At 44.1% G+C, this 25,898-nt stretch carries 27 protein-coding genes; 24 read left to right on the plus strand and 3 right to left on the minus strand.

Annotated features, from left to right (window positions below):
* Positions 1–11 precede the first annotated feature (11 nt).
* A complete protein-coding gene (mtnN, locus tag MHZ92_RS13120; protein WP_239432169.1) occupies positions 12–704 on the plus strand; it encodes a 5'-methylthioadenosine/S-adenosylhomocysteine nucleosidase in 693 nt (230 codons plus the stop codon).
* Positions 705–954: 250 nt separating this feature from the next.
* On the opposite strand, the gene sigK is transcribed toward mtnN, so the two are convergent.
* Positions 955–1,656: an RNA polymerase sporulation sigma factor SigK gene (gene sigK / locus MHZ92_RS13125; RefSeq protein WP_239432170.1), complete on the minus strand. Its 702-nt coding sequence runs from the start codon at positions 1,654–1,656 to the stop codon at positions 955–957.
* A gap of 168 nt (positions 1,657–1,824) precedes the next feature.
* On the opposite strand from sigK, the gene MHZ92_RS13130 reads away from it, so the two are divergent.
* The 11 genes from MHZ92_RS13130 to MHZ92_RS13180 all read left to right on the plus strand — a co-directional run bounded on the left by MHZ92_RS13130 (position 1,825) and on the right by MHZ92_RS13180 (position 10,429).
* Positions 1,825–2,340 (plus strand): YqeG family HAD IIIA-type phosphatase, encoded by a 516-nt coding sequence (locus MHZ92_RS13130; protein ID WP_239432171.1) that lies wholly within the window; start codon positions 1,825–1,827, stop codon positions 2,338–2,340.
* Complete coding sequence (gene yqeH / locus MHZ92_RS13135) at positions 2,328–3,443, plus strand: ribosome biogenesis GTPase YqeH (RefSeq protein ID WP_239432172.1); 1,116 nt, start codon at positions 2,328–2,330, stop codon at positions 3,441–3,443. The genes MHZ92_RS13130 and yqeH overlap by 13 nt, the downstream gene beginning before the upstream one ends.
* A 13-nt stretch (positions 3,444–3,456) precedes the next feature.
* Complete coding sequence (aroE, locus tag MHZ92_RS13140; RefSeq protein WP_239432173.1) at positions 3,457–4,287, plus strand: shikimate dehydrogenase; 831 nt, start codon at positions 3,457–3,459, stop codon at positions 4,285–4,287.
* Positions 4,288–4,575, plus strand: a complete 288-nt coding sequence (gene yhbY, locus MHZ92_RS13145) for a ribosome assembly RNA-binding protein YhbY (protein ID WP_239432174.1) — start codon at positions 4,288–4,290, stop codon at positions 4,573–4,575. It abuts the gene before it with no gap.
* A 10-nt stretch (positions 4,576–4,585) separates the two neighbouring features.
* Positions 4,586–5,176, plus strand: coding sequence for a nicotinate-nucleotide adenylyltransferase (locus MHZ92_RS13150; protein WP_239432175.1), 591 nt, complete (start codon positions 4,586–4,588; stop codon positions 5,174–5,176).
* Entirely contained in the window at positions 5,145–5,705 is a 561-nt protein-coding gene (gene yqeK / locus MHZ92_RS13155; RefSeq protein ID WP_239432176.1) for a bis(5'-nucleosyl)-tetraphosphatase (symmetrical) YqeK, read from the plus strand. The genes MHZ92_RS13150 and yqeK overlap by 32 nt, the downstream gene beginning before the upstream one ends.
* Positions 5,683–6,081 (plus strand): ribosome silencing factor, encoded by a 399-nt coding sequence (gene rsfS / locus MHZ92_RS13160; protein ID WP_370644708.1) that lies wholly within the window; start codon positions 5,683–5,685, stop codon positions 6,079–6,081. The genes yqeK and rsfS overlap by 23 nt, the downstream gene beginning before the upstream one ends.
* Entirely contained in the window at positions 6,071–6,817 is a 747-nt protein-coding gene (locus MHZ92_RS13165; protein WP_239432177.1) for a class I SAM-dependent methyltransferase, read from the plus strand. The genes rsfS and MHZ92_RS13165 overlap by 11 nt, the downstream gene beginning before the upstream one ends.
* Before the next feature lie 67 nt (positions 6,818–6,884).
* Positions 6,885–7,547, plus strand: a complete 663-nt coding sequence (locus MHZ92_RS13170) for a helix-hairpin-helix domain-containing protein (RefSeq protein ID WP_239432178.1) — start codon at positions 6,885–6,887, stop codon at positions 7,545–7,547.
* 24 nt (positions 7,548–7,571) lie between these two features.
* On the plus strand, positions 7,572–8,135 hold the full coding sequence (locus MHZ92_RS13175; RefSeq protein ID WP_239432179.1) for a ComE operon protein 2: 564 nt from the start codon (positions 7,572–7,574) through the stop codon (positions 8,133–8,135).
* Positions 8,132–10,429, plus strand: coding sequence for a DNA internalization-related competence protein ComEC/Rec2 (locus MHZ92_RS13180; protein ID WP_239432180.1), 2,298 nt, complete (start codon positions 8,132–8,134; stop codon positions 10,427–10,429). The genes MHZ92_RS13175 and MHZ92_RS13180 overlap by 4 nt, the downstream gene beginning before the upstream one ends.
* Before the next feature lie 58 nt (positions 10,430–10,487).
* On the opposite strand, the gene MHZ92_RS13185 is transcribed toward MHZ92_RS13180, so the two are convergent.
* Positions 10,488–10,622, minus strand: coding sequence for a YqzM family protein (locus MHZ92_RS13185; protein WP_239432181.1), 135 nt, complete (start codon positions 10,620–10,622; stop codon positions 10,488–10,490).
* Positions 10,623–10,781: 159 nt separating this feature from the next.
* On the opposite strand from MHZ92_RS13185, the gene holA reads away from it, so the two are divergent.
* Positions 10,782–11,801, plus strand: coding sequence for a DNA polymerase III subunit delta (gene holA / locus MHZ92_RS13190; RefSeq protein WP_239432182.1), 1,020 nt, complete (start codon positions 10,782–10,784; stop codon positions 11,799–11,801).
* 263 nt (positions 11,802–12,064) lie between these two features.
* Here holA and rpsT read toward each other — a convergent pair whose 3' ends face one another.
* The gene (gene rpsT, locus MHZ92_RS13195) at positions 12,065–12,316 is read right to left on the minus strand and encodes a 30S ribosomal protein S20 (RefSeq protein WP_239432183.1); all 252 of its coding nucleotides are present in this window, start codon (positions 12,314–12,316) and stop codon (positions 12,065–12,067) included.
* Positions 12,317–12,480: 164 nt separating this feature from the next.
* Here rpsT and gpr point away from each other — a divergent pair, with 164 nt between their 5' ends.
* The 11 genes from gpr to mtaB all read left to right on the plus strand — a co-directional run bounded on the left by gpr (position 12,481) and on the right by mtaB (position 25,880).
* Complete coding sequence (gpr, locus tag MHZ92_RS13200) at positions 12,481–13,518, plus strand: GPR endopeptidase (protein ID WP_239432184.1); 1,038 nt, start codon at positions 12,481–12,483, stop codon at positions 13,516–13,518.
* 48 nt (positions 13,519–13,566) lie between these two features.
* Positions 13,567–14,433 carry a stage II sporulation protein P gene (gene spoIIP, locus MHZ92_RS13205; protein ID WP_239432185.1) on the plus strand — a complete coding sequence of 289 codons (867 nt, stop codon included), beginning with the start codon at positions 13,567–13,569 and terminating at the stop codon, positions 14,431–14,433.
* Between the two features lie 202 nt (positions 14,434–14,635).
* Positions 14,636–16,459, plus strand: a complete 1,824-nt coding sequence (gene lepA, locus MHZ92_RS13210) for a translation elongation factor 4 (protein WP_239432186.1) — start codon at positions 14,636–14,638, stop codon at positions 16,457–16,459.
* Between the two features lie 324 nt (positions 16,460–16,783).
* Entirely contained in the window at positions 16,784–17,917 is a 1,134-nt protein-coding gene (gene hemW / locus MHZ92_RS13215; RefSeq protein ID WP_239432187.1) for a radical SAM family heme chaperone HemW, read from the plus strand.
* Positions 17,918–18,013: 96 nt separating this feature from the next.
* Entirely contained in the window at positions 18,014–19,060 is a 1,047-nt protein-coding gene (gene hrcA, locus MHZ92_RS13220; protein ID WP_239432188.1) for a heat-inducible transcriptional repressor HrcA, read from the plus strand.
* A complete protein-coding gene (gene grpE / locus MHZ92_RS13225) occupies positions 19,060–19,653 on the plus strand; it encodes a nucleotide exchange factor GrpE (RefSeq protein ID WP_239432189.1) in 594 nt (197 codons plus the stop codon). Before hrcA ends, grpE begins: the two co-directional genes overlap by 1 nt.
* A gap of 42 nt (positions 19,654–19,695) precedes the next feature.
* Positions 19,696–21,534 (plus strand): molecular chaperone DnaK, encoded by a 1,839-nt coding sequence (gene dnaK, locus MHZ92_RS13230; protein ID WP_239432190.1) that lies wholly within the window; start codon positions 19,696–19,698, stop codon positions 21,532–21,534.
* A gap of 155 nt (positions 21,535–21,689) precedes the next feature.
* On the plus strand, positions 21,690–22,820 hold the full coding sequence (gene dnaJ / locus MHZ92_RS13235) for a molecular chaperone DnaJ (protein ID WP_239432191.1): 1,131 nt from the start codon (positions 21,690–21,692) through the stop codon (positions 22,818–22,820).
* A 15-nt stretch (positions 22,821–22,835) separates the two neighbouring features.
* Positions 22,836–23,780 (plus strand): 50S ribosomal protein L11 methyltransferase, encoded by a 945-nt coding sequence (gene prmA, locus MHZ92_RS13240; protein WP_239432192.1) that lies wholly within the window; start codon positions 22,836–22,838, stop codon positions 23,778–23,780.
* Positions 23,781–23,782: 2 nt separating this feature from the next.
* Positions 23,783–24,523 (plus strand): 16S rRNA (uracil(1498)-N(3))-methyltransferase, encoded by a 741-nt coding sequence (locus MHZ92_RS13245; RefSeq protein WP_239432193.1) that lies wholly within the window; start codon positions 23,783–23,785, stop codon positions 24,521–24,523.
* A gap of 16 nt (positions 24,524–24,539) precedes the next feature.
* Complete coding sequence (gene mtaB, locus MHZ92_RS13250) at positions 24,540–25,880, plus strand: tRNA (N(6)-L-threonylcarbamoyladenosine(37)-C(2))-methylthiotransferase MtaB (RefSeq protein WP_239432194.1); 1,341 nt, start codon at positions 24,540–24,542, stop codon at positions 25,878–25,880.
* The last annotated feature ends 18 nt before the right edge of the window (positions 25,881–25,898 follow it).

The raw sequence follows: 25,898 nt of genomic DNA on the forward strand, positions 1-25,898 counted from the left end.
GTTGTACAACAATGAAAATAGCAATTATTGGAGCGATGGAACAAGAAGTTGAAATTTTAAGGAGCAAAATAGAGGAACCGGTAGTTGAGACTATAGCTGGTTGTGAATTCATTGAAGGGAAAATCGGACAACATCATATCGTGCTCGTGAAAAGTGGAATTGGGAAAGTGAACGCTTCAATCGCGACAACATTACTCATTCAGCAATTTGCACCTGATGTCGTCTTCAACACTGGGTCTGCCGGCGGCTTTAAAGATTCGCTTGAAGTCGGGACGGTCGTCATATCTGACGAAGTGAGACATCATGACTTCGATGCAACGGCCTTTGGATATGAAATCGGACAAGTTCCCGGGATGCCCCCTTCGTTCCCTGCAGATGAAAAGCTTATTCAAATAGCGAAAGAGGCAGTGGAAGAAGTCGGAGAGCATGCTCATGCTGTCGGTTTGATTGCTTCCGGAGATGTGTTCATGAGTGATGCGGAACGGGTGGAAATTGTAAAAGCGCAGTTTCCTACAATGATTGCAGCAGAAATGGAAGCTGCCGCTGTTGCGCAAGTTTGCCATCAGTTCGAAACGCCATTTGTCGTCATTCGTGCATTATCCGATATTGCGGGAAAAGAATCGTCCGTCAGTTTTGATGAGTTCTTGCCTTTAGCTGCAAAACACTCTTCGGAAATTGTTATGCACGCTATCTCGAAATTCTAAAATGATTATGGTAAGATAATAGTATGTCATAGATTGTTTTGAGGGAGGTATTCAGTTATGTTTTATCTAATGGCTGGTGTTTTCATCATATCGGCAGTAATAACAGTCGTTATCTCGCGTGAGGTTAGTTCGGACTGATTTGGCATGAAGCGTGAATAGAAAGATGCGAAAGAGGCGTTTCCTTTCACAGGGCCCGTGGCCCCGTAGGAGGAAACGCCTCTTCATTTTGACTCCAGTCCGTTCATGATATTCATTCGTTATATTCATGCTTAAATAACTGATAGAGCTTGACGATGGCCCTTTTCTCAATCCGTGAGACATAACTTCTCGAAATGTTGAGCTGTTGGGCGATCTCCTTTTGGGTCATCGGTTGATCGTCAAGGAGGCCGTATCTTCTTTGAATAATTTCCAGCTCCCTGCCGTCCAATTTTCCGAGATGGCGGTACAGTCTCTCTTTTTGCTCTTTCTGTTGGACAGTATCGATTGGCGCCTCTTCGTCGGTCTGCAGCAAGTCCGCTATCTGAAGGGACTGGCCATCCTTATCCATACCGATCGGATCGAACAGTGATACGTCTTTCTGCACTTTCTTTTGTGTGCGCAAGTACATGAGAATTTCGTTTTCAATACAACGGGCTGCGTATGTCGCGAGCTTCGTTTTACGGTCAAGTGTAAAGCTATTAACAGCTTTCATTAGACCGATTGTTCCGATGGAAATGTAATCGTCTAGTTGTTCGTGTTTTGGATGGAATTTTTTTACGACGTGAGCGACGAGGCGCATATTCCTTTCAATGAGCTCATCTCTCGCACTTTCATCGCCTTCTGCCAATCGTTTCAAGCAATCAGCCTCTTCCGCTTTCGATAGCGGTCGACGGAACGCCTGCCCCCTGATATAGCCGACCATAGCAGGGACTTCGACCCACAGTTGGACGAGTGCCATGACAAAACCGCTCATCGGTCCACCTCCTGTGTCGTTATATGACAGCATATGCGATGACTGCTTGTTTACATTCAGCAAAGCAACGGAGGAAATCCAACTGATTTGACGCTGTGCCCACAAGTGTCATTCGATGCTGATATGTTATAATCGTTTTACAATTAGTGAAGTAACGGAGTGGTTAATTTGTATAAAAATTTCTTACCGGATGAATATGTCAAAGATATTTTTCAGATTTCACCCGAGGCCTTAAAAGAAAAAGGTATTAAAGGGATTATTACCGACTTGGATAATACGTTAGTGGAATGGGATCGTCCCGAAGCCACACCCGAAATTAAGGAATGGGTGAGAATGATGCAGGAAGCGGGACTTCAAGTAACAATCCTCTCAAATAATAACCAGAGTCGAGTGGAGTTATTTTGTGATCCTCTTGGAACGCCATTTATCTGTGATGCACGGAAGCCATTAGCGAGAAATTTCAAAAAGGCTCTGGAAACGATGGGTTTGAAGAAGAATGAGGTTGTAATGGTCGGCGATCAGCTAATGACCGATATTTTGGGCGGCAACCGGTTTGGCCTCTATACGATCCTCGTAGTTCCCGTCGCAAGCTCTGATGGGTTCGTTACGAAATTCAACAGGATGATTGAAAGAAGGATTATGGCCAAACTAAAAAGCCAAGGAAAGATTAAATGGGAGGAATAAGGTTGGAACGACTTACATGCATTGGTTGTGGAATTGAAATTCAAACGATGGACCCGAAAAAGGAAGGATATGCACCAGCTGCTTCATTAGAGAAAGAGGAAGTCATTTGCAGACGTTGTTTCCGACTTCGCAATTATAATGAATTGCAGCCTGTTTCCTTATCGGGTGACGATTTCCTTGCAATATTGAATGGTATCGGGGAAAAAGAGGGGCTCGTTATTAAAGTTGTTGATATATTTGATTTCAATGGAAGTTGGATCAACGGCTTGCAGCGTTTTGTAGGAAAAAAAGACATCCTATTAATCGGGAATAAGTCTGACATCCTTCCTAAATCCGTCAACCGCAACCGATTAATCCATTGGATGAAGACCGAAGCCGCAAAGCTCGGCTTGAAGCCCGTCGATGTTTTGCTGATATCGGCGTACAAAGGGCACGGGATGGAGGAAGCGTTGACAGCAATTGATCAGTATAGAAAAGGAAAAGATGTCTACGTCGTCGGAAGTACGAACGTTGGAAAATCAACATTCATCAACCGAATTATTAAAAACGCGACAGGCATGGGCGAAGTGATTACCACTTCCCATTTCCCAGGGACTACACTCGATCTTGTGGAAATCCCGCTCGATGATGGAAAGGCTATTTACGATACGCCAGGAATCATTAACGACCATCAGATGGCCCATCATTTAGATACAAAAGACTTAAAAGCGATTACGCCGAAGAAGGAACTAAAACCGAAAGTGTTCCAATTGAACGCGGAACAGACGTTATTTATCGGAGGCCTAGCGAGATTCGATTTTCTGTCCGGTGATCGTTCATCGTTCACGGTTCATGTTTCAAACGAAATACCGATCCATCGAACAAAGCTTGAGAATGCTGATACCTTATATGCTGCTCATCTTGGAGAAATGCTCTCCCCGCCAAGCGGTGAATCTCTTGAAAAGATGCCACCGCTCGTAAGGCATGAATTTTCGATAAAAAATGGGAAAATGGATCTCGTCATATCGGGGTTAGGTTGGATTACTGTACAGCATCCTGGTGTCGTTGTTGCTGTACATGCACCACGAGGAGTTGACGTAGTGCTCCGTCCATCGCTTATTTAAGGAGGTCTGATTCATGAAAAAATGGTATGCGGTCATCGGAGACCCGATCGCGCAATCGATGTCTCCCAGGATGCATGACACTTGGTTTCGTGAAAACGGAATCGATGCGTCCTATGTACCGATACATGTCAAAGGCGAACATTTAGAAGAAGCCGTTGCAAGCTTGAAACGATTAGGGTGCAGCGGATGGAATGTTACCGTTCCCCATAAAAGCGCAATTATCCCATACCTCGACCGAGTGGACGAGGAGGCAAGACGGATGAACGCCGTCAATACAGTGAAAGTGCTTGAGGATGGCACACTTTTCGGAACGAACACTGACGGACGCGGTTTTGTCCACTCGCTGCAAGAGAATGGAGCGACTCCTCAAGAAGTAGGGAACTTGCTTATCATCGGGGCAGGTGGGGCGGCAGCGGGTATTTCCTTTGCGTTGGCATCTGCTGGTTTCGGGCCGATTGCCATTACAAACCGCACAATTGAAAAAGCGAAACAAATGTCTGACAGTCTTGTGGGAAGTGCTGCTCTGTCATTACAAGACGCGGAACAGGATATAAGTAAATTCGGTCTGGTCGTTCAAACGACTTCCGTAGGGATGAACTTTGCAAAAAGTGGGATCCCTCTCGATCCAACCGGAATATCCGAAGGGGCAATTGTTGCCGACATCATCTATAATCCACTGCAAACCGAATTTCTACGTCATGCCCGCGAGGCAGGGGGCATGACGATGAATGGAGTCGGGATGTTTGTCCATCAAGGGGCGCTGGCTTTTGAATTATGGACAGGCATTTACCCGGATACAAAGAAAATGATTCAAACCATATCAACTGAACTTGGAGGAAAGTAAATGTTATCAGGTAAACAGAAAAGTTATTTACGAAGTGAAGCGCATCATCTTCAGCCTATTTTTCAAATCGGAAAAGGCGGTTTGACCCAATCGATCATTAAACAGATCCAAGAGGCTCTCGAAGCGCGTGAATTAATTAAAGTAAGTATTCTTCAAAATTGTGAAGAAGACAAAAATGAAATTGCCGAAAAACTGCAAGAAGCGGGAATTGAAGTCGTTCAAGTAATCGGGAAAATTCTCGTACTGTACAAAGAGTCGAAGGAGAAAAAGCGGATCGTATTACCTTAAGGAGGAAAACATGAAAAAGATCGGACTATTGGGCGGCACTTTCAATCCACCGCATATCGGTCATCTTATCATGGCGAATGAAGTGAAACATGCTTTGCATCTAGATGAAGTTCGGCTTATGCCAACGTCTATCCCGCCCCATAAAGCGGACCCTTCAGATGCAACGCCCGTCCAGCGGTTACGGATGGTGGAGCTTGCTGTCTCCGGAATCCCTGGTTTAGTCGCCTCATCGTTTGAAGTTGACCGTGGCGGTGTTTCCTATACGTTTGACACGATGAGGGCCATGTTAGAGCTGGAGCCGGATACGAAGTTCTTTTTTATTATCGGCGGTGATATGATCGATATGCTGCATAAATGGTATAAAATCGATGAATTGATGAAAATTGTGACGTTTGTCGGGGTAGGCAGACCGGGTACTATAGGTGAAACGCAATATCCGATTACAATCGTTGAAATCCCTCAAATTGACTTGTCATCGACGGTGATTCGAGAACGGGTGCAAGCCGGTCATACAATCCAATTTCTAGTTCCCGATCAAATCGGAACGTATATCCGACAGGAGGGGCTTTATGGAAACCGGGTCAGTCATAACAGAACTTGAAAAAAGATTGCCGAGTAAACGATTTGAACATGTATTGAGAGTTACGGAAACAGCAAAAAAATTAGCTTTGCGTCACGGCGTTTCTGTAGATAGAGCGGAACAAGCAGCGTTATTTCATGATATCGCAAAATTCATGGAGCCAGCTGCAATGCGAAAGCTCCTTGAAAAGAATGAAGAAGATAGGATGCTTCTTTCATTCCATCATGAACTGTGGCATGCGGCAGCCGGGCGAATTATTGCAATGGAAGAGTTCGGTGTAACAGATCCGGATATCTTGAATGCGATACGTTTCCATACAACTGGTAGGGCCGGCATGTCAACGCTTGAAAAGCTTATTTACATTGCTGACCTCATTGAGCCAGGACGGAACTTCCCAGGAATTGAAGAGTTACGGGAAGCTGCTGAGCAAGGAATCGATGTGGCAATGAAGGATTGCATCGTCCATTCGGTGCTCTATCTTATAGATAGGCGTGCACCTGTTTTTCCGGACTCAATCGAATGTTATAATGAACACGTACAAAGAAAGTGAAACAGCCAACTACGAAAGGAAACGTGAAAATATGCCTACATTACTTGAAACAGCTTACGCTGCAGTGGATGATAAGAAAGGGCAAGACATTGTCGTTTTAAATATGGAAGGAATATCCCTAATCGCTGACCAATTCATCATTTGCCATGCGAATTCAGAACGTCAAGTGCAAGCGATCGCAAGGGAAGTTGCCGATAAGGCATCTGAAAATGAATTCGAAGTTAAACGAGTGGAAGGCCTCGAAAACGGAAGATGGGTGCTTGTTGACTTAGGTGATGTTGTCGTGCATGTCTTCCATAAAGATGAGCGCGGCTATTATAACTTGGAGAAGTTATGGGGAGATGCTCCATTGCTAACTATGGGCGATGACCAATAAGGAAGCGTACACGGACTTCGCGTCCATTTACGATGAATTGATGACCGATATTCCGTATGATCACTATGTCGACTTGCTATCCCTAGCTACCGAAGGATTAAAAGGGAAGAAAATCATCGATGTAGGTTGCGGGACTGGGATTCTGTCCGTTAAATTGGCAAAAGCCGGAGCATTCGTGACGGGAATCGATTTATCAAAGAGCATGTTACACATTGCTGAAAAACGTGCAAATGACCTTTCTTTGCAAATCGAATTTCTCGAAAAACCGATGCAGAAAATAGAAGGGACAGAACAATTCGATGCTGCCGTCATTGCGATTGATTCACTGAATTACTTACCGGATCGGGAAAGCATTCTCAATACTTTTGTTGGTATCCATTCGGTCTTGAAAAGTGGTGGAGTGCTCATGTTCGATGTGCATTCCACTTTCAAGACCAATGTCATTTTTATGGAAGGGCCATTTACGTTCGATAACGATCGAATCGCTTACATTTGGCATACAGAAGAAGGGGATCGGGAGCATTCAGTATTGTCCGAACTCAGCTTCTTCGTCAAAGAGGAGAGCGGCCTTTATCGACGATTTGATGAGCGCCACGAACAACGCACATATGAAATTCATGAATATGTGGAATTATTGCGGGAAGCCGGTTTCACGATAGAACGTATTTTTGCGGATTGGGAAGACGAGCCGCCGCATGAAGAAAGTGAACGAATCTTTTTTCAAGTGCGCAAATGAAACTTCCAATTTAGCTAGTAATCATATATAGTGGGAGATGACTCCATATGGATGCCTCGTAGAAAGGGTGAGAAAGCTGTTTCTATCGTTCGTATCCGGAAAATGGCGTAAGATCATCACCCCTATCGCAGCAATCGCTGTACTTTCCGCAATTCTGTTCTTTCCCCGAGGACAGGCCGGCAGTCAACTGACAGTCGCTAGCGGACAATCCCCAATTATTGACGTTTTGCAAGAGCAACACGAGGAAGAAAATCAAATTGAAATGTTGGAGACGGGACCAGTTACAATTATGGTGGATATTCAAGGTGCCGTGAAATATCCCGGCGTTTATTCTCTCATAGAAGGTGACCGCCTTATTGACGCTATTCATGCGGCAGGCGGCTATTTGCCTGAAGCGGATACGCGAATGCTTAACCACGCGATGAAATTACCTGACGAATTTTTTATTTACATCCCAAGGGAAGGCGAAGAGATCGACTTGTCTAGTTCATCTAACATAGTACAACCAGAGAGTGGCAGCGGCGCTATAGATGACGGGAAAGTAAATATTAACTTGGCTGATGCGCAGCAACTTATGACAATTCCCGGAATAGGGCCGTCGAAAGCTGCTGCCATCATTCAATATCGGGAGGAGCACGGTCCATTCGCTTCCCCTGAGGCCATTATGGAAGTATCGGGCATCGGTCAGAAAACGTTCGAAAAGCTTGAATCTTTCATTACAGCAAAATAATAGATACTGTTTGGAGGCAGACATATGGAGCGAATTACTTGGGATCAGTTCTTCATGGCGCAAAGCCATTTACTGGCAGTCAGGAGCACCTGTACGAGACTAACAGTCGGAGCAACGATCGTCAGAGACAACAGGATCATCGCTGGAGGCTATAATGGCTCTATTTCCGGTGGTGACCATTGTATCGATCACGGATGCTACGTCGTTGGAAACCATTGCGTCCGAACAATTCACGCGGAGATGAATGCATTGCTCCAATGCGCGAAATACGGAAGCCCTGTCGAAGGTTCTTCTTTGTACGTGACCCATTTCCCTTGCTTGCAATGCTCAAAAGCAATCATTCAGGCAGGAATACGGACGGTCTATTATGCATCTGATTATAAGAATGACGAATACGCTAGAGAGCTTTTCAAGCAATCCGGCGTCGAAATTAAACATATTCCATTCGATGAAAGGAAAGTTGATTTCACAAAGGAAGGCAAATTACAGCTCATCAATGACTTGCTGGCGGAAATGGAATCTTTAGGCGCGCCGACCGAAGAGCTTGCTCCTTTTAAAAGAAGGGTGGATGACTTATTCGGAAATTGATCGGCGAAGTCCGTCTTATTTATATTTGCTTGCCGGTTGCCGTATCTGCATTCGCCGCATACGGACCGGCACAGTTTTTATTCCTCAATCTTTTGCTTATCCCCATTTTTCTTCGTAGAAAAAAAGATGCCTTAACACCGATTTTGGCATTGATGGCATCACTTCTCTCTTATCTTTTCATTTCCTTGCACATTCCTGAACTTAAAGAAAGCGGATCTTCCGAAACAATCACCCTCATATGGACCGATCAAGTCAAAATCGACGGTAGTAAACTGAAAGGCTTTGCAAAAACAGATTCCGGTGAAACTGTCTATGCATTGCTGAAATTCGAAAATGAAGCGCAGAAACTGCAATTCCAAAGTATGCACATCCCATCGTACCGCTTTACGGTAGACGGGGCTTTTCAAGATCTGCCTGCTAGCGCACATGAATATTCACTTAGCATGGAGCGATACTTGAAGATGAACGGTGCGGTTGGGATGTTTGAGTCGGATAAATTGAAAAGTGTAGAGATCCATGAAGGATTTCGTACCGTATTATCGAGACATAGATGGAATGTGAAAAATCATATCCAAAACTCTTTTCCGGATTCACTCATTACGGAAGCGGAAGCCTTGCTCATTGGAGATCGGAGCGGAATGGATGACCAGGTGGCTTCGAATTATCGAACCCTTGGAATAACGCATTTATTCGCTATTTCAGGTCTACATGTCGGACTATTGACTTTTCTATTTAGGAGTCTGTTAATCAGATTATCAAACCGGATTGAAACGATTGATAATTTATTAATAATCCTCTTACCGTTCTACGCAGTTATGGCTGGCGGAGCGCCATCCGTTTGGCGAGCGGTATCGGTAACGATTCTCATCCTGCTGACTGCGACGAATCGGTTTAGAATGAGGATGGACGATGCACTTGCGATGAGTGCAGCAGGGTTTATTATTTGGCAGCCGTTCGTCGTTTTCCAACCTGGTTTTCAACTATCGTATGTAGCTGCCTTTTCGCTAGTGTTCTCGACAAGGATCCTATCAAGACCTTCATCCGCATTCGTCGTGTCATTTCTCGTGACAACCATTACTCAATTAGCATTGTATCCGGTTCTTTTATATCATTTCTACGAGCTGTCCATTTCGTCGTTCATCGTAAATCTTTTTTATGTCCCTCTATATTCTTTCATCATTTTACCGTTGAACATCGTTTTGTTGTTCGTAACCTATATCTTGCCACCGATTGCTGAAGTCATTTTTTTATGTTACGTCCCGTTCAGGGGAATTATCGAGAAATTAACAGTATTCTTAGCTTCACTGCCTTATCAAGTTTGGGTACCTGGTCGACCTGGGCCACTGTTATCGACATTTGCTGTAATAGGAACTTTTCTGTTCTTTATAGCGCTTGAAAGGAGAGTACATGTATATCGGGCTATCTCGTTCGTTCTCATACCGGCGGTTCTTCTTCATTTCATTCCTTATGTACAAACTGATGTGAGGATCACTTATCTTGATGTGGGACAAGGAGACTCAATTGTCATCGAGCTACCGCATCGGAGAGGTGTATATGTCATTGATACAGGAGGGAATATCAGTTTCGGAGAACCAAATTGGAAAACACCTGAAAAAGCATTTGAAGTGGGCAGAAATATCGTTGTCCCTTATTTGAAGGGGCGAGGTATTCAAAAGATTGACAAATTGATTCTTACCCATGCGGATAGCGATCATATGGAAGGTGCGGATGAAGTGCTAGAGGAGATCCGTGTTAGGGAAATTCACATTTCACCGGGCAGTGAAAAGGAAAAGACGATGGAAGAAATTTTACGGTTGGCCGTAGAGAAGGGGATACCAGTATTGGCGATGACTGAAGGAGTAACTTGGTCGGTCAATTATATTGAGTTTTTCTATTTGGCACCTTCTAAAGGGGCTTACAGGGGTAATGACAGCTCCCTCGTACTTTATATAACGACTAAAGGGCCTTCGTTTCTATTCACAGGAGATTTGGAAATCGAAGGAGAGGGCAAGCTTCTTAAAAGATACGGACAGTTCAATTGGGGAGAATTGATTTTGAAAGCGGGCCATCATGGCAGCCGTACATCCAGCTCGGATGAATTCATACGAGAACTGCAACCGGTGCTGTCGATTTTTTCATACGGAAAGGAAAATCGGTATGGCCATCCACACGCAGAAGTTGTGGAGACATTCGAAAATTACCAAGTTCCAACGCTCGCTACAGCAGATTACGGCTCAATAACGATTTCCGTGAAAAGAGATGGCAGCTATACGATTTTGACTCGTGAAAAATGAAAAGACGGCCTTGTCCATTCCGCATCTGGAATGAACAGTCCGTCTTTCAGGAGTGCACTTATTGCGCGACGACGTCTATAATTGTAGCAATAACGAAAATTGCAGAAAAAGCAACGAAAGCTACAATGAAACCGACACCAGAGTCGATTAAATCATTGCGTTTAGACTGTACGTCATGTTCAAACTCATTCATTGCTACACCTCCTAATTCCTTTATAGTATAGATGATACCGGAAAAAAAATCTATATCAACCGAATTTTTATGCCGAGTTTATGACAATCGACACAAATTGTTCATAGTCGTGTATCAGTATTGTATAATGGGACAAGGTGAGTGACTGGAGGGATTTAGATGGTCAACGCTATATGGAAGAGTATAGGAGAAGGAAAAATCGAACCGGTTTATTTGCTGACTGGCACCGAGCAGCATTTGATTGACACGACCATAAAAAGAATAGTGAAAGCAATGCCAGATATGGATGAAAACTCGGTCATCCGTTTTGATTTAGAAGAAACGCCGATTGAAACAATTCTTGAAGAGGCAGATACGCTTCCATTTTTGGAGGACAGAAAACTGATTATCGCCAACAATGCTTCATTCCTCAAGGCGTCTGATAAAACAAAAGAGAAAGTTGTACATAATATCGCATTGCTAGAACCGTGGCTCGGAAATCCATCACCGACAGCAACCGTTTTATTTTTGGCGCCTTATGAAAAACTGGATGGTCGGAAAAAGATCGTGAAAGTGATGCAGCAAAAAGCGGTCGTCGTAGAAGCAATGCCATTGACAGGCCGTGACCTGACGACATGGATTCAAAACGAAGCAAGCGCGAACGGCATCAAGATCAGTCCGGAAAATGCACAGGCACTCGTGGATATGGCGGGCGACAGCCTTTTGACATTAGCGAATGAAATTGCCAAAATCGGAATGTATATGGACGGAAAAGGCGATGTGACAATCGAAACGATCGAAATGCTAGTGCCCCGCCTACCTGAAATGGATGTCTTCCGCCTGACAGATGCATACATGAATGGAAATGTGAAAAGAACAATATCAATTTACCACGACCTGTTACGCAATGGCGAAGAACCAATCATGCTCACATCCCTAATCGCCGGGCAAATCCGTTTAATGATTCACGTGCAGTCATTAGTGAAAAAAGGATACCATCAGCAACAAATCGCTAAAACACTAAACGTCCATCCCTACCGTGTGAAGCTGATCATGGAAAACAGAAGCATCCCCAAAATGGAAAGGCTCCTACTCATTTTGCAAAAGCTTGCGCATATCGATCATCAATTGAAGTCGACTAGTGGGAAAAGGGAAAGGGTACTAGAAATTTTCTTCATGGAGCCGTTGAGAAAGCCGTAACGAAGAACGGCTTTTGCGAGTAAAAGCGAAGCGTTACGAGCACATCATTATCCCGCGGTAACGAAGAACGGTTTTTGCGACCCTAAGGGAGCAGGATAAGCTGCCTTAATTTCTGCAAAAAGCGCAGAAATACGGCAAATCGAACCCTTCGCTGTTCGATTGGAAAGCGTCCGCCTGAAGTGGAAATCCGTATTTAGAGCAAATAATTTTCAAATAGAAAAGGCTGTCCACTCAATCAAGATGAGGTGACAGCCTTTTTTAAATTACAAAGCTTTTTTTGTAAGACGTGCTTTTTGACGAGCAGCTGTGTTTTTGTGGATAAGACCTTTACGAGCAGCTGTGTCCAATTTTTTGACTGCGTCTTTCAAAAGTTCAGTAGCGTTCTCTTCTTTATTGATGAGCGCAGTGTCAGCTTTACGCACAGCAGTACGCATCGCAGCTTTGATTTGTGAGTTCTGCTCATTCGCAGCGGCACTTTGTTTAACGCGCTTAATTGCACCTTTGATGTTTGGCATTCCATTCACCTCCAATTTCAGGTAAGGCAAGAGTGTTTCCATTACGATTCGGATATCTCTTTACAACATTAACATTTTAGCAAAACCGCAACCATTACGCAATAAAAATATGCAAAGAATATTTCCTTGACACGACGTGCAAACTGAATGATGAGGTGATGATAATGGATAAGTATGATTTTTTTAGGACGGACCTACTCGTAGAGAATGAGGAAATGGTCCGCCATCGGACAGAAAAGGAAAAGCAGAAGCTAAAGGACTCCGAAGGCATACTATTTGATGAGCAACGAAAGGGCAGAGTCATCATGACGTCTGTCAAAATCAATGCTGACGGGGAAAAGAAGATTGGCAAAAAACAAGGTACGTATTTAACATTAACGAACCCAACCCTGACCCATACGGATCGTGAAGGACTCGTAGAGATGGCCAAGATGCTCCAATCTAATTTAACTGAAATGACTGCTGACATAAAGGATTTGAAAAACGGGAAAATCCTACTTGTCGGTCTAGGAAATAGGGAAGTAACTCCTGACGCTGTCGGCCCGCTCACAATGGACCGTCTAAAAGAAATCGTCCCTTTGTATTATTCGGACAATGGAAGTGAACTGTATGTCTATGCGCCTGGTGTGACGATTCAAACAGGTCTTGAAACAGCTGACTTTGTCAATGCATTAGTGAATGAAATCAAGCCGAATCTTCTAATCGTCATTGATGCACTAGCTGCACGCGATAGTTCCAGATTATGCAAAACGATTCAAATGACGGATACAGGTATACATCCTGGTTCTGGAGTTGGGAATAGCCGAAAAGAGTTATCGAAAGAAACATTAGGCATCCCGGTTATTGCTATCGGTATCCCGACTGTCGTGGACGGACCGGTATTAATTGCGGATGCCATCAATACACTATTTACGTATATCGCATCCAAAATCGAGGAAGAGAGTCATCCTTCCTCCAGGCTGTCCGTTGGGAATTGGCTGCATACGCCGAATAAGGATGCAGACCGGACAAAACTGAAACCCATCTTCGGGGATTGGACTTCATGGCCTCACGAAGAAAGAGTGCAATTATTTGAAGAGGTATTATCGCATCACGATTTGAATACATTCATTTCGCCAAAAGAGATTGACTCATGGGCTGCTCTTTACGCAGAGGTATTAACAGACTCCATCAGTGAGTGGATTGAGGGCATTAAAAACTAGTCATTGACCCCTATTTCAACGCATATAGTTGAAGACGGGGGGATGTCTATGAAGAAAAATTTTCAAATATGGACTGTAATCGTATTCGTTCTTTTCCTTTTCCCGGTCATCATTCAACTCATACCGGAAGAATCAAAAATCTCCAACTCCAAAATAATTAAGGAAAATGCATTAATCGTTTATGCTTCAAATGTTGTCGAAGAAGAAAAAACGGAACCCGAACCCGAACCCGAACCTGAAGTTATTGAGGAGCCCGAAACGACTGCCGGGAAAGTATTGCTCTATTTCACCCATTCTCATGAAGCATATGAACCGATGACGAAAGCGGCTGATGGGAAAATTGCAGTATCTCATCAGCATCAAACGGAAAATGTCATGAAAATGGGAGAGAAGCTTAAAAGCTTGCTTCAAATAAACGGTGTGGAAACCGAGATGTTAGAAGTCGATAACATGAAGGAATTAGCGAAAAAGAACTTGCCTTATTACAGGGCCTATGACGCCATACGACCTTATGTAAAAAATCGCCTTTCCGAAAAAGAATACGATTTGATTATCGATATACATCGTGATGCGGTCGGCAGAGAAAAGACGACACTTGTCCATGGTGGGGAAAAGTATGCAAAGGTTGCTTTTGTTGTCGGAATGGATCATCCCGGGTATAAAAATAACGAAATGATGACAAATCGGTTGAAAACAGTAATGGAAAATAGGATTCCAGGCATTACGAGGGATGTCATTCCAAAAGGCGGGGCCGGAGTCGATGGGAAGTATAACCAAGACCTTCATCCAAATATCATCCTTGTTGAACTCGGTGGTGTAGGCAACTCGGAAGATGAATTGAACCGGACAGTTGCAATTATTGCTGAATCCGTCAGTGAGTTGTTGAACGAAGTGAATGAAGCTGAAGAAAAATGAATAAATTACAAGCTCCGTGGTCGAAATGCTACGGAGTTTTTATATTGAGCATTGTCCAATCTTTATCAAATCACCGTCATCTGTTAGACTGAATAAGTCATATAAATGCTTTCATTATTTAATTTGTGGGAATAAGAAAATGTAACATGTTTATCAGTTATTTGCTATAATGCAAATAGCTTATATAGGAGTGAACTGACAGATGAATCATGAGGAAAGATTGGCACGTCAAAAGAATATTAGAAACTTCTCAATCATTGCCCATATCGATCACGGGAAATCGACGTTAGCCGATCGATTATTAGAAAAAACCGAAACAGTAAGTTCGCGGGAAATGAAATCCCAGACGCTAGATTCTATGGATTTGGAACGCGAACGAGGCATCACGATCAAATTGAACGCGGTGCAACTATCATACAAAGCGAAAAATGGCGAAGAGTATACGTTCCACTTGATTGATACTCCAGGGCACGTCGACTTTACGTACGAAGTTTCGCGAAGCCTTGCAGCATGTGAAGGGGCGCTGCTTGTTGTTGACGCGGCTCAAGGAATTGAAGCGCAAACGTTGGCAAACGTTTATTTAGCGCTGGACAATGATCTGGAAATTTTGCCTGTTATCAATAAAATCGATTTGCCAGCAGCAGATCCGGATAAAGTGAAACAAGAAATTGAGGATGTCATCGGCTTGGATGCGTCCGAGGCAGTCCATGCATCGGCGAAAGCTGGTATTGGCATCGAAGAGATCCTTGAACAGATTGTCGAAAAAGTGCCTGCGCCTACGGGTGATCCGGAAGCGCCTTTGAAAGCATTGATCTTCGACTCGCACTATGATCAATACAAAGGCGTCATCGTCAATATTCGAATTGTCGAAGGGACAGTTAAGCCTGGCGATAAGATCCGTATGATGGCAACCGGCAAAGAATTCGAAGTCATCGAGACGGGCGTGTTCACGCCAAAAATCTCTTTGCGCGATGAATTGTCTGTTGGCGATGTCGGCTTCCTTTCCGCGGCAATTAAAAATGTCGGGGATACACGAGTGGGGGACACGATTACGAATGCGAAGAACCCAGCTAGTGAACCATTGCCAGGTTACCGTCGATTGAATCCGATGGTGTTCTGCGGACTTTACCCGATCGACTCATCAAAATATGTCGATTTACGAGAAGCACTTGAGAAACTTGAACTGAACGACTCTGCCTTGGAATACGAAGCGGAGACTTCCCAGGCATTGGGCTTCGGGTACCGCTGCGGATTCCTTGGATTGCTCCATATGGAAATCATCCAAGAGCGGATTGAACGTGAATTCAAGATCGATTTGATCACAACCGCACCTAGCGTTGTTTATAATGTAATCACAACTGACGGAAAAGAATTGAAAGTCGACAACCCTTCCATGATGCCGGATGCACAGAAAATCGACCACGTCGAAGAGCCATACGTGAAAGCGTCGATTATGGTGCCAAATGATTATGTCGGTTCCGTCATGGAATTATGCCAGCAAAAACGCGGTAATTTCATTACAATGGATTACTTGGACGCTTCACGTGTCAATATCATATACGAATTGCCTCTTGCAGAAATCGTCTATGACTTTTTCGACCAGTTAAAATCAGGGACGAAAGGATATGCGTCTTTCGATTATGAACTGATCGGATATAAAACATCAAAACTTGTGAAAATGGATATTCTTCTCAATGGCGAACAAGTTGACGCCCTGAGCTTCATCGTTCACCGCGATTTCAGTTATGAACGCGGAAAAGCAATCGTCGAGAAACTGAAGACGCTCATCCCACGCCAACAATTCGAAGTACCTGTTCAGGCGGCAATCGGTCAAAAGATTGTTGCACGTTCGACAATTAAATCAATTGGTAAAAACGTACTTGCGAAATGTTACGGCGGAGACATTTCCCGTAAACGGAAATTGCTTGAGAAGCAAAAAGAAGGGAAAAAGCGGATGAAGCAAGTCGGCTCCGTCGAAGTCCCACAAGAAGCATTTATGGCCGTCCTCAAAATGGACGAAGACTAATACAAAAGCGGAGGGCGCTGGCTGTTACTGCTCGTAAAGCAAGCTTTTACTCGCAAAAGCTGTTCTTCGTGACAGCTTTAGCTGCGACAGGCATAAGACAGACATGCGAAACGGCGTATTTTGCCGTGCAGCAGGGCTGGCTTATGACCCGAGCCAATCGAACAGCGAAGGGTTCGATTTGCCGTATTTCTGTGGTCTTTGCAGAAATTAAGGCAGCCTTCCGCCGCCCGGAGTCTAGACGAAGACAAAAATGTTGTAAAAAGGAGTCCGCTCTGGGCTCCTTTTTGCACGAATTAGTACAAAAAAGAAAGGGGAGATAACTAAATGCGAGGCATGTATATTCATATTCCTTTCTGCCATCAGATTTGCCATTACTGTGATTTCAATAAAGTATTCTTCAAAAATCAACCTGTTGATGAATATATCGAATCAATCGGAACTGAACTTTCGATCATGGCGAATACGGGATATTCATTCAAGGAGCTTGAAACCGTCTTTCTAGGCGGAGGAACGCCGACATCTTTATCGGAACTACAATTGGAGCGATTGCTTGAGATTATTCACGAATATGTCGATGTTCGTGCATTGAAGGAATTTTCTACAGAAGCAAATCCCGATGAATTGACTCGCGGAAAACTAGCCGTCTTAAAAAGCGGGGGCGTAGATCGGTTAAGCATCGGCGTCCAGTCATTCGACGAGCAATTATTAAAAAGGATCGGAAGAACGCATAGCGCAGACGACCCTGCAAAGGTCATACGGAATGCACGTGAAGTTGGGTTTGAAAATATTAGCATCGATCTGATCTACGGCTTACCGGAACAGACGATACAGCAATGGGAAGATACACTAGATAAAGCATTATCGTTGGAACTGCCTCATTACTCTGGGTACTCGCTTATTGTCGAGCCGAAAACCGTCTTTTATAACTTGATGAATAAAGGGAAGCTGCCGTTGCCTGGAGAGGATATCGAAGCTGAAATGTTTGATATGCTCATCAATCGGATGGACAAAGCGGGCAGATTGCAATATGAAATTAGTAATTTTGCAACGCTTGGGAATGAATCCATCCATAATCTCATCTACTGGGATAATGACGAGTATGCAGGCATAGGTGCAGGTGCTCATGGATATGTAAAAGGAAAGAGATATGCGAATTACGGTCCCCTCAAAAAATATATGGAATCAATGGAGGACGGATCTCGTCCAGTCATGGAAGAGCACGAGGTAACGGAGACAGAAGCAATGGAAGAAGAAATGTTTTTAGGCTTGCGAAAATTAGCGGGGGTTTCCGTTCATTCATTCGAAACTAAATTCGGGAAATCTTTGAATAATGTGTATGGCGATGTTCTCAAAGAGCTTTCTGGAAAAGGACTTATTTTTGAATCCGAGGGTAGTATAAAATTGACAGGGAAAGGCGTTTTTCGAGGGAACGAAGTGTTCCAACAGTTTCTCAAGTGAATGCGAAGTGAATTCATTGACACTGACAATTCGATTTGTTAAATTATGAGTAGCATTAGCACTCATCCTTAAAGAGTGCTAACAGGAGTGATGATTATGTTGACAAACAGACAATTGCTTATTTTGCAACTGACGGTTAACGATTTCATCGAATCCGCCCAACCTGTCGGATCAAGGCAGTTATCTAAAAAATCGGAAGCCCCGTATAGCCCTGCGACCATTCGTAATGACATGGCTGATTTGGAAGAGTTAGGTTATCTCGAAAAGACCCACACATCCTCGGGCCGAGTACCTTCCGAAAAAGGGTACCGTTTCTATGTAGATCATTTATTGACACCCGAAAAGTTAACTTTGGAAGATAGCATGCAATTGCGTTCCATTTTTCAGGATCGGGTGACGGAGACGGAGGAGCTAATACGGGATTCCGCAAAAATCATATCCGAATTGACGAATTATACGTCAATATTATTAGGACCCGATACGTCCATGCATTCAGTGAAGAGGTTTTCCATCGTGCCGCTCGACGACACGAAGGCTGTTGCGATTATCGTGACAGACAATGGACATGTAGAAAACAGGGTCTTTGATATTCCGCAAGGCATGCTTGCTTCGGATATTGAAAAAATGGTCAATATTTTAAATGAAAGGCTTGTCGGAACGCCATTGAGCTTCCTACAGAAAAAGCTTGCCTCGGAGACGAGAACAGTTTTTGAACAGCATGTGAATCATGCTGGTGAACTGTTCGCCTCCTTTCAAAGGGCGATGAAAATCAAACCTGAAGAACGCCTGTATTTCGGTGGTAAAATGAATATGATGAAACAGCCGGAATTCAACGACCTTCAAAAAATGAAAATGTTTTTTGAGTTGATGGAAAACGAAGCACCAGCGATGACGTTCTTCCAAGACGGCTCAAAAGGCATCCACGTTCGAATCGGTTCGGAAAATAAACATAATGCGATGGAAGATTGCAGCGTGATTACCGCCAATTATTCTGCCGGTGAGAATGCGGCTGGTTCCATAGCCATCATCGGGCCGAAACGGATGGATTACGGGAGGGTCATTACGATGCTTGACATACTAAGTGAGAACTTATCACAAGCATTATTGAAAATGACCATCGGAATGGATAGGAGGAAGGACTAGTGACGGATAAAAAGGAAATTGTGGAAACCGAAGAAGTTCAATCAGAAACGACAAGGGAAGAAATGGACACAGTAGCATCCGAGAACGTGGAAACCGATCGACAGGCTACTGCTGATCAAAGTGTCGAAGAGATAGATGAAAAAGATCGAGTAATCAACGAGCTTGAGGCCAAATTGGAAGAAGAAGAAAACAAGCTGTTACGTGTCCTAGCTGATTTCGAAAATACTAAAAGAAGAAACGCTCTCGATCAGGAAGCGCTTATTAAGTACAAGGCGCAAAGCTTGTTAACGGCTATTTTGCCAGTCTTAGACAACTTTGAACGGGCTCTTGCAGTTGAGGTGAAAAGCGAGGAAGCACAATCCCTGATGACAGGAATGGATATGATTTATCGCAACCTCGTAGAAGCGCTTAAAGGAGAAGGCCTAGCCGAAATCGAAGCGTTACAAAAGGAATTCGATCCGAATTTCCACCAAGCTGTCATGACAGGAAATGATCCCGAACAACCTTCAGGCATCGTGCTTGACGAGCTTCAAAAAGGGTATATGCTGAAAGACCGTGTACTTCGCCCTTCCATGGTCAAAGTAAACGAATGATTTATGATTAGTTGAGATGCATTTTATTTAGGAGGAATTTACATGAGCAAAATCATCGGTATCGACTTAGGTACAACAAACTCAGTAGTAGCAGTTTATGAAGGTGGAGAGGCGAAAGTCATTCCGAATCCAGAAGGTAACCGCACGACTCCGTCCGTTGTTGCATTCAAAAACGGGGAGCGTCAAGTTGGAGAAGTGGCGAAACGCCAATCTATTACAAATCCAAATACTATCATGTCCGTGAAAAGACATATGGGATCCGATTATAAAGTAAAAGTTGAAGATAAAGAATATACACCGCAAGAAGTTTCAGCTATGATTCTGCAATATATGAAAGGCTATGCGGAAGAATACTTAGGTGAAAAAGTAACAAAAGCGGTTATTACTGTTCCGGCTTATTTCAACGATGCACAACGTCAAGCGACCAAAGATGCCGGTACAATCGCAGGACTTGAAGTAGAACGGATCATTAACGAGCCGACAGCGGCTGCTCTTGCATACGGTCTTGATAAAGCCGATGAAGATGAAACGATTCTTGTCTATGACCTAGGTGGCGGTACATTTGACGTATCCATCCTTGAACTAGGAGACGGCGTGTTCCAAGTTCGTGCAACAGCAGGTGATAATAAACTTGGCGGCGACGACTTCGATGATGTCATCATTGACTATCTTGTGCAAGAGTTCCGTAAAGAGAACGCAATCGACTTGTCGAAAGATAAAATGGCGATGCAACGATTGAAGGACGCTGCGGAAAAAGCGAAGAAAGACCTTTCTGGGGTAACATCAACTCAAATCTCATTGCCGTTCATCACTGCAGGGGAAGCTGGTCCGCTTCACTTGGAAATTTCATTGACTCGTGCTAAATTCGACGAGTTGACAGCTCATCTAGTGGAACGCTCCATGGTGCCAACACGTCAAGCTATGAAAGATGCAGACTTGTCTCCATCTGAAATCGACCGCGTCATCCTTGTAGGTGGATCTACTCGAATTCCAGCTGTACAGGAAGCTATTAAAAAGGAAACTGGTAAAGAGCCATTTAAAGGCGTAAACCCGGACGAAGTCGTTGCAATGGGTGCTGCTGTTCAAGGATCAATCCTTCGCGGAGATGTGAAAGATGTCGTCTTGCTTGACGTAACGCCGCTTTCCCTAGGTATCGAAACAATGGGTGGCGTCTTTACAAAATTAATCGAAAGAAATACAACAATCCCAACGAGTAAGTCCCAAGTATTCTCAACAGCTGCAGATAACCAGCCTGCTGTTGATATCCATGTATTGCAAGGTGAGCGTCCAATGGCCGCTGACAATAAAACACTTGGTCGTTTCCAATTGACGGATATCCCGCCAGCACCACGTGGCATTCCACAAATCGAAGTAACATTCGATATCGATAAAAACGGTATTGTCACTGTAAAAGCGAAAGATCTCGGTACACAAAAAGAGCAAAACATTACGATTCAATCAAGCTCTGGACTTTCCGATGACGAAATCGAACGCATGGTGAAGGATGCGGAAGCGAATGCAGAAGAGGATAAACGCCGCAAAGAGGAAGCCGACTTGAAAAATGACGCTGACCAGCTCGTCTTCATGGCTGAAAAAACATTGAAAGACCTTGAAGGCAAAGTATCTGAAGACGAAGTGAAAAAAGTCGAAGATGCTAAAGAAGAATTGAAAACTGCGATCGAAGCAGGAAACTTGGATGAAATGCGTACGAAGAAGACAGCATTGGAAGAACTTGTCCAACAATTGTCGGTTAAATTGTACGAACAGGCAGCTGCGGAAGCACAAGCACAAGGTGGAGCAGCTGATGCTGATAGCCAACCAAAAGATGATGGTGTTGTCGATGCCGACTTTGAAGAAGTGGACGATGACAAGAAAAACTAATTGAACGATCGATTGACGGAAAAGTCAAAGTCCGATATTCCGGCTTTGACTTTTTCCATTGTTTACAGCCGATAGGCAAAAACCTGCACCCCTTTGTCACTTTTTTTCTATGCATGTTACAATGAGTTGTCAATGATTTATGGGAGAGTGGAATGATGAGCAAGCGTGATTATTACGAAGTCCTCGGAGTGCCTAAAACGGCGAGCAAAGAGGAAATCCGGAAAGCATACCGGAAATTATCAAAACAATATCATCCCGATCTGAATAAGGAAGCGGGAGCCGAAGACAAATTTAAAGAAGTAACGGAAGCGTTTGAAACGTTGAGCGATGAAAATAAACGAGCGCATTACGATCAATTTGGCCATTCTGACCCTAATCAAGGTTTTGGCGGATTCGGTGGCTTCGGTGGAGGATCTGCCGACGGATTCGGTTTTGAAGATATTTTCAGCACGTTCTTCGGTGGCGGTTCAAGACGAAGTGACCCGAATGCACCTCGGAAAGGCAATGACCTCCAATACTCCATGACAATTGATTTCATGGAAGCTGTTTTCGGGAAAGAGACTGAAATCGAGTTACCGAGAGAGGAAACATGTGATACGTGCGATGGGTCAGGAGCAAAAAAAGGTACATCGGTCAATACATGTTCTCATTGTGGAGGATCCGGACAAATTTCTGTCACTCAAAATACTCCACTAGGTCAAATGGTGAATCGCCGGACATGTCCACATTGCCAAGGAACCGGCAAAAACATTCCTGAAAAATGTGGCACTTGTCAAGGTTCTGGCCGAGTGACGAAACGGAAGAAAATCAAAGTGACAATACCGGCAGGCGTGGATGATGGCCAACAATTGCGTGTATCGGGTCAAGGGGAAGCGGGCATAAATGGAGGCCCTTCTGGTGACTTGTATATCGTCTTCAGGGTGAAGGAACATGATCGGTTCGTCCGTGAAGGCGATGACATTTATTTGGAATTGCCGCTTACATTCCCGCAATTGGCTCTCGGAGATGAAATTGAAGTGCCAACTGTCACTGGGAATGTCAAATTGAAAATACCTGCTGGAACACAAACGGGAACAAACTTCCGTTTACGTGGAAAAGGTGTAAAAAATGTTCACGGACATGGCGTTGGAGACCAACATGTTATTATTAAAGCAATCACCCCTAAGAAAATGACAGAAAAACAGAAAGAACTCCTTCGCGAATTCGCTTCGATTGAAGGCAACTCGCCGGATGAGTATTCAAGCTCACTTTTTGATAAAATCAAAAGAACAATTAAAGGCGACTGAAAGGGTTGATCGTAGTTGAAATGGTCTGAAATCTCCATCCATACATCACATGAAGCGACCGAGGCGGTAGCTAATATTTTGCATGAAGCTGGGGCGAGCGGAGTCATCATCGAGGATTCCGAGGAGCCTGATCGAATTCATGAAGATCGTTTCGGCGAAATCTATGAGCTAAAAAAAGAGGATTTCCCTACAGAAGGGGTTATTGTGAAAGCGTATTTGCCAGTTAACAGCTTTTTAATTGAAACCGTCAAGGAAATTAGTGAGTCCGTAGATGAACTGGCACAATACGGCTTGGATGTAGGTCTCAACCAAGTCCGGACAAACGAAGTCGATGAAGAGGACTGGGCGACGGCTTGGAAGAAATATTACCACCCGGTTAAAATCTCAGGGCGATTCACAATCGTACCGACATGGGAAAATTATGAACCGGTCGATTCCGATGAACTGATCATCGAACTGGATCCCGGGATGGCTTTCGGTACAGGGACACATCCAACGACTGTCCTGTGCTTGCAAGCATTGGAAAAGTACGTGAAACCCGGAGATACTGTCATTGATGTCGGAACTGGTTCGGGCGTGTTGTCAATTGGGGCAGCACTACTTGGTGCGTCGAGAGTTCATGCGCTCGATTTGGATGAAGTCGCTGTTCGGGCCGCGAAAGAGAATATTGGTCTCAACAATGTGGAAGATATTGTAGAAGTGACGCATGGCAACTTGCTAGACTCCGTAAAAGAACCGGCTTCGATTATTGTGGCCAATATTCTTGCTGAAGTGATTATGACGTTTTCAGAAGATGCCTATTCGATCCTGCCTGAAGACGGCTTATTCATCGTTTCGGGAATCATTGCGCAAAAACGTGACCTCGTCAAGGACGATCTCCAAAGCAAAGGATTTGAAATCATTGAATCCGTTCTAATGGAAGATTGGGTAGCCATCATTGCATCAAAAAGGAGTGCGTGATTGTGCAACGGTATTTCTTGGAAACACCGTTCGATGAGGACGGAAACGCCTTCATTCCGGGTGATGACGGTAAGCATATCGCTAAGGTGATGAGAATGGATACAGGTGATTGCATTATCGCTGTTGACGAAGGGGAAGCTTTCTTTTCTGAAATCACGCAGATCCAGTCCGATGGCGTTACGATTCGAAAAGTGGAGGGCCCCCTGCCTTCAAACGAAATGGGCGTGAACGTAACCATCGCTTGTGGTTTGCCTAAAGGTGATAAATTGGAACTCATCGTCCAAAAAGGCACCGAACTAGGCATGTCAAAGATGATCCCCTTTGAGGCCGAACGTTCCATCGTCAAATGGGACACGAAAAAAGGCGATAAAAAAGTGGAGCGGCTGAAAAAAATTGCAAAGGAAGCAGCGGAGCAATGTCACCGAACGATCATCCCTGATGTGCTGGCGCCTATGTCTTTCAAGCAATTACTTAACGAGTCCCGCAACTTTGATATTTGTTTTTTTGCATATGAAGAAGATGCAAAAAGCGAGGAGCCTAACAGGATTGCAGACAGGCTGAAAAACGTGTATCATAAACAAACGGTGCTCGTAGTTTTCGGTCCGGAAGGCGGATTGTCAAGAAGGGAAGCCGAGGAAATGCGTTCCGCGGAATTCCAGTCAGTTTCATTAGGTCCGCGTATACTAAGGACGGAAACCGCACCACTTTACTTTTTGTCCGCTATGTCATACGAATTTGAATGAAAGAGGTGAGCAGCTAGTGTCTTCTGTCGCATTTCATACATTAGGCTGCAAAGTAAACCATTATGAAACGGAAGCGATTTGGCAACTTTTCAAAGAAGCCGGATACGAACGCTCCGATTTTGAGAAAAATGCAGACGTCTACGTTATTAATACATGTACGGTCACGAATACCGGCGATAAGAAAAGTCGCCAAGTCATCCGGAGAGCCATTCGGAAAAATCCGGATGCGGTCATTTGTGTCACTGGTTGCTATGCCCAGACTTCCCCTGCTGAAATCATGGCTATTCCGGGAGTCGATATTGTCGTCGGTACACAAGACCGTACAAAATTACTCGGTCTCATTGACGAATACAAAGTGGAACGTCAACCAATCAATGCTGTCCGGAATATTATGAAGAACCGTGTCTATGAAGAGCTGGATGTTCCTGCTTTCACAGATCGCACGAGAGCTTCATTGAAAATACAGGAAGGCTGCAACAACTTCTGTACTTTCTGTATCATCCCGTGGGCACGTGGACTAATGCGTTCACGAGATCCCGAAGAAGTAATTCGGCAAGCACAGCAATTAGTCGATGCAGGCTACTTGGAAATCGTCCTAACAGGAATCCACACTGGCGGATATGGTGAGGATTTAAAAGATTATAATCTTGCCCGCCTCCTACGCGACCTTGAAACGAAGGTTACAGGATTGAAAAGACTGCGGATCAGCTCCATTGAAGCAAGCCAATTGACAGACGAAGTGATTGAAGTGCTTCGTGAGTCAACGAAAATTGTAAGACATTTGCATATTCCGATCCAATCTGGTTCGGATACAGTGCTGAAACGCATGAGAAGGAAATATACGATGGAATTTTTCGCAGAACGGCTTGACCGTTTGCGTGAAGTATTGCCTCATCTTGCCATCACATCTGACGTCATCGTAGGGTTCCCAGGTGAAACGGAAGAGGAATTCATGGACACGTATAACTTCATCAGAGACTATCGTTTTTCCGAATTGCATGTGTTCCCGTATTCAAAACGTACAGGAACTCCAGCTGCAAGGATGGAAGATCAAATTGACGAAGAAGTGAAAAATGAACGAGTCCATCGACTGCTCGAGTTGAACGACCAACTGGCGAAACAATATGCGTCCGAATTTGAAGACGAAGTGCTTGAGGTCATTCCTGAAGAGAAATACAAGCTTGATCCAGAAAGTGGTTTGTATGAAGGATATACTGACAACTATTTAAAAATTGTCTTCCCGGCGGATGAGTCGATGGTCGGAAAAATCGTCAAAGTCAAAATTACGAAAGCTGGCTATCCATATAACGAAGGTCAATTCGTCCGAGTTGTAGAAGAGGAAGAAGCCCTTGCATAACAAAATTAGAAAAACGGT

Source organism: Sporosarcina sp. ACRSL, from assembly GCF_022346605.1.
GTDB lineage: Bacteria > Bacillota > Bacilli > Bacillales_A > Planococcaceae > Sporosarcina.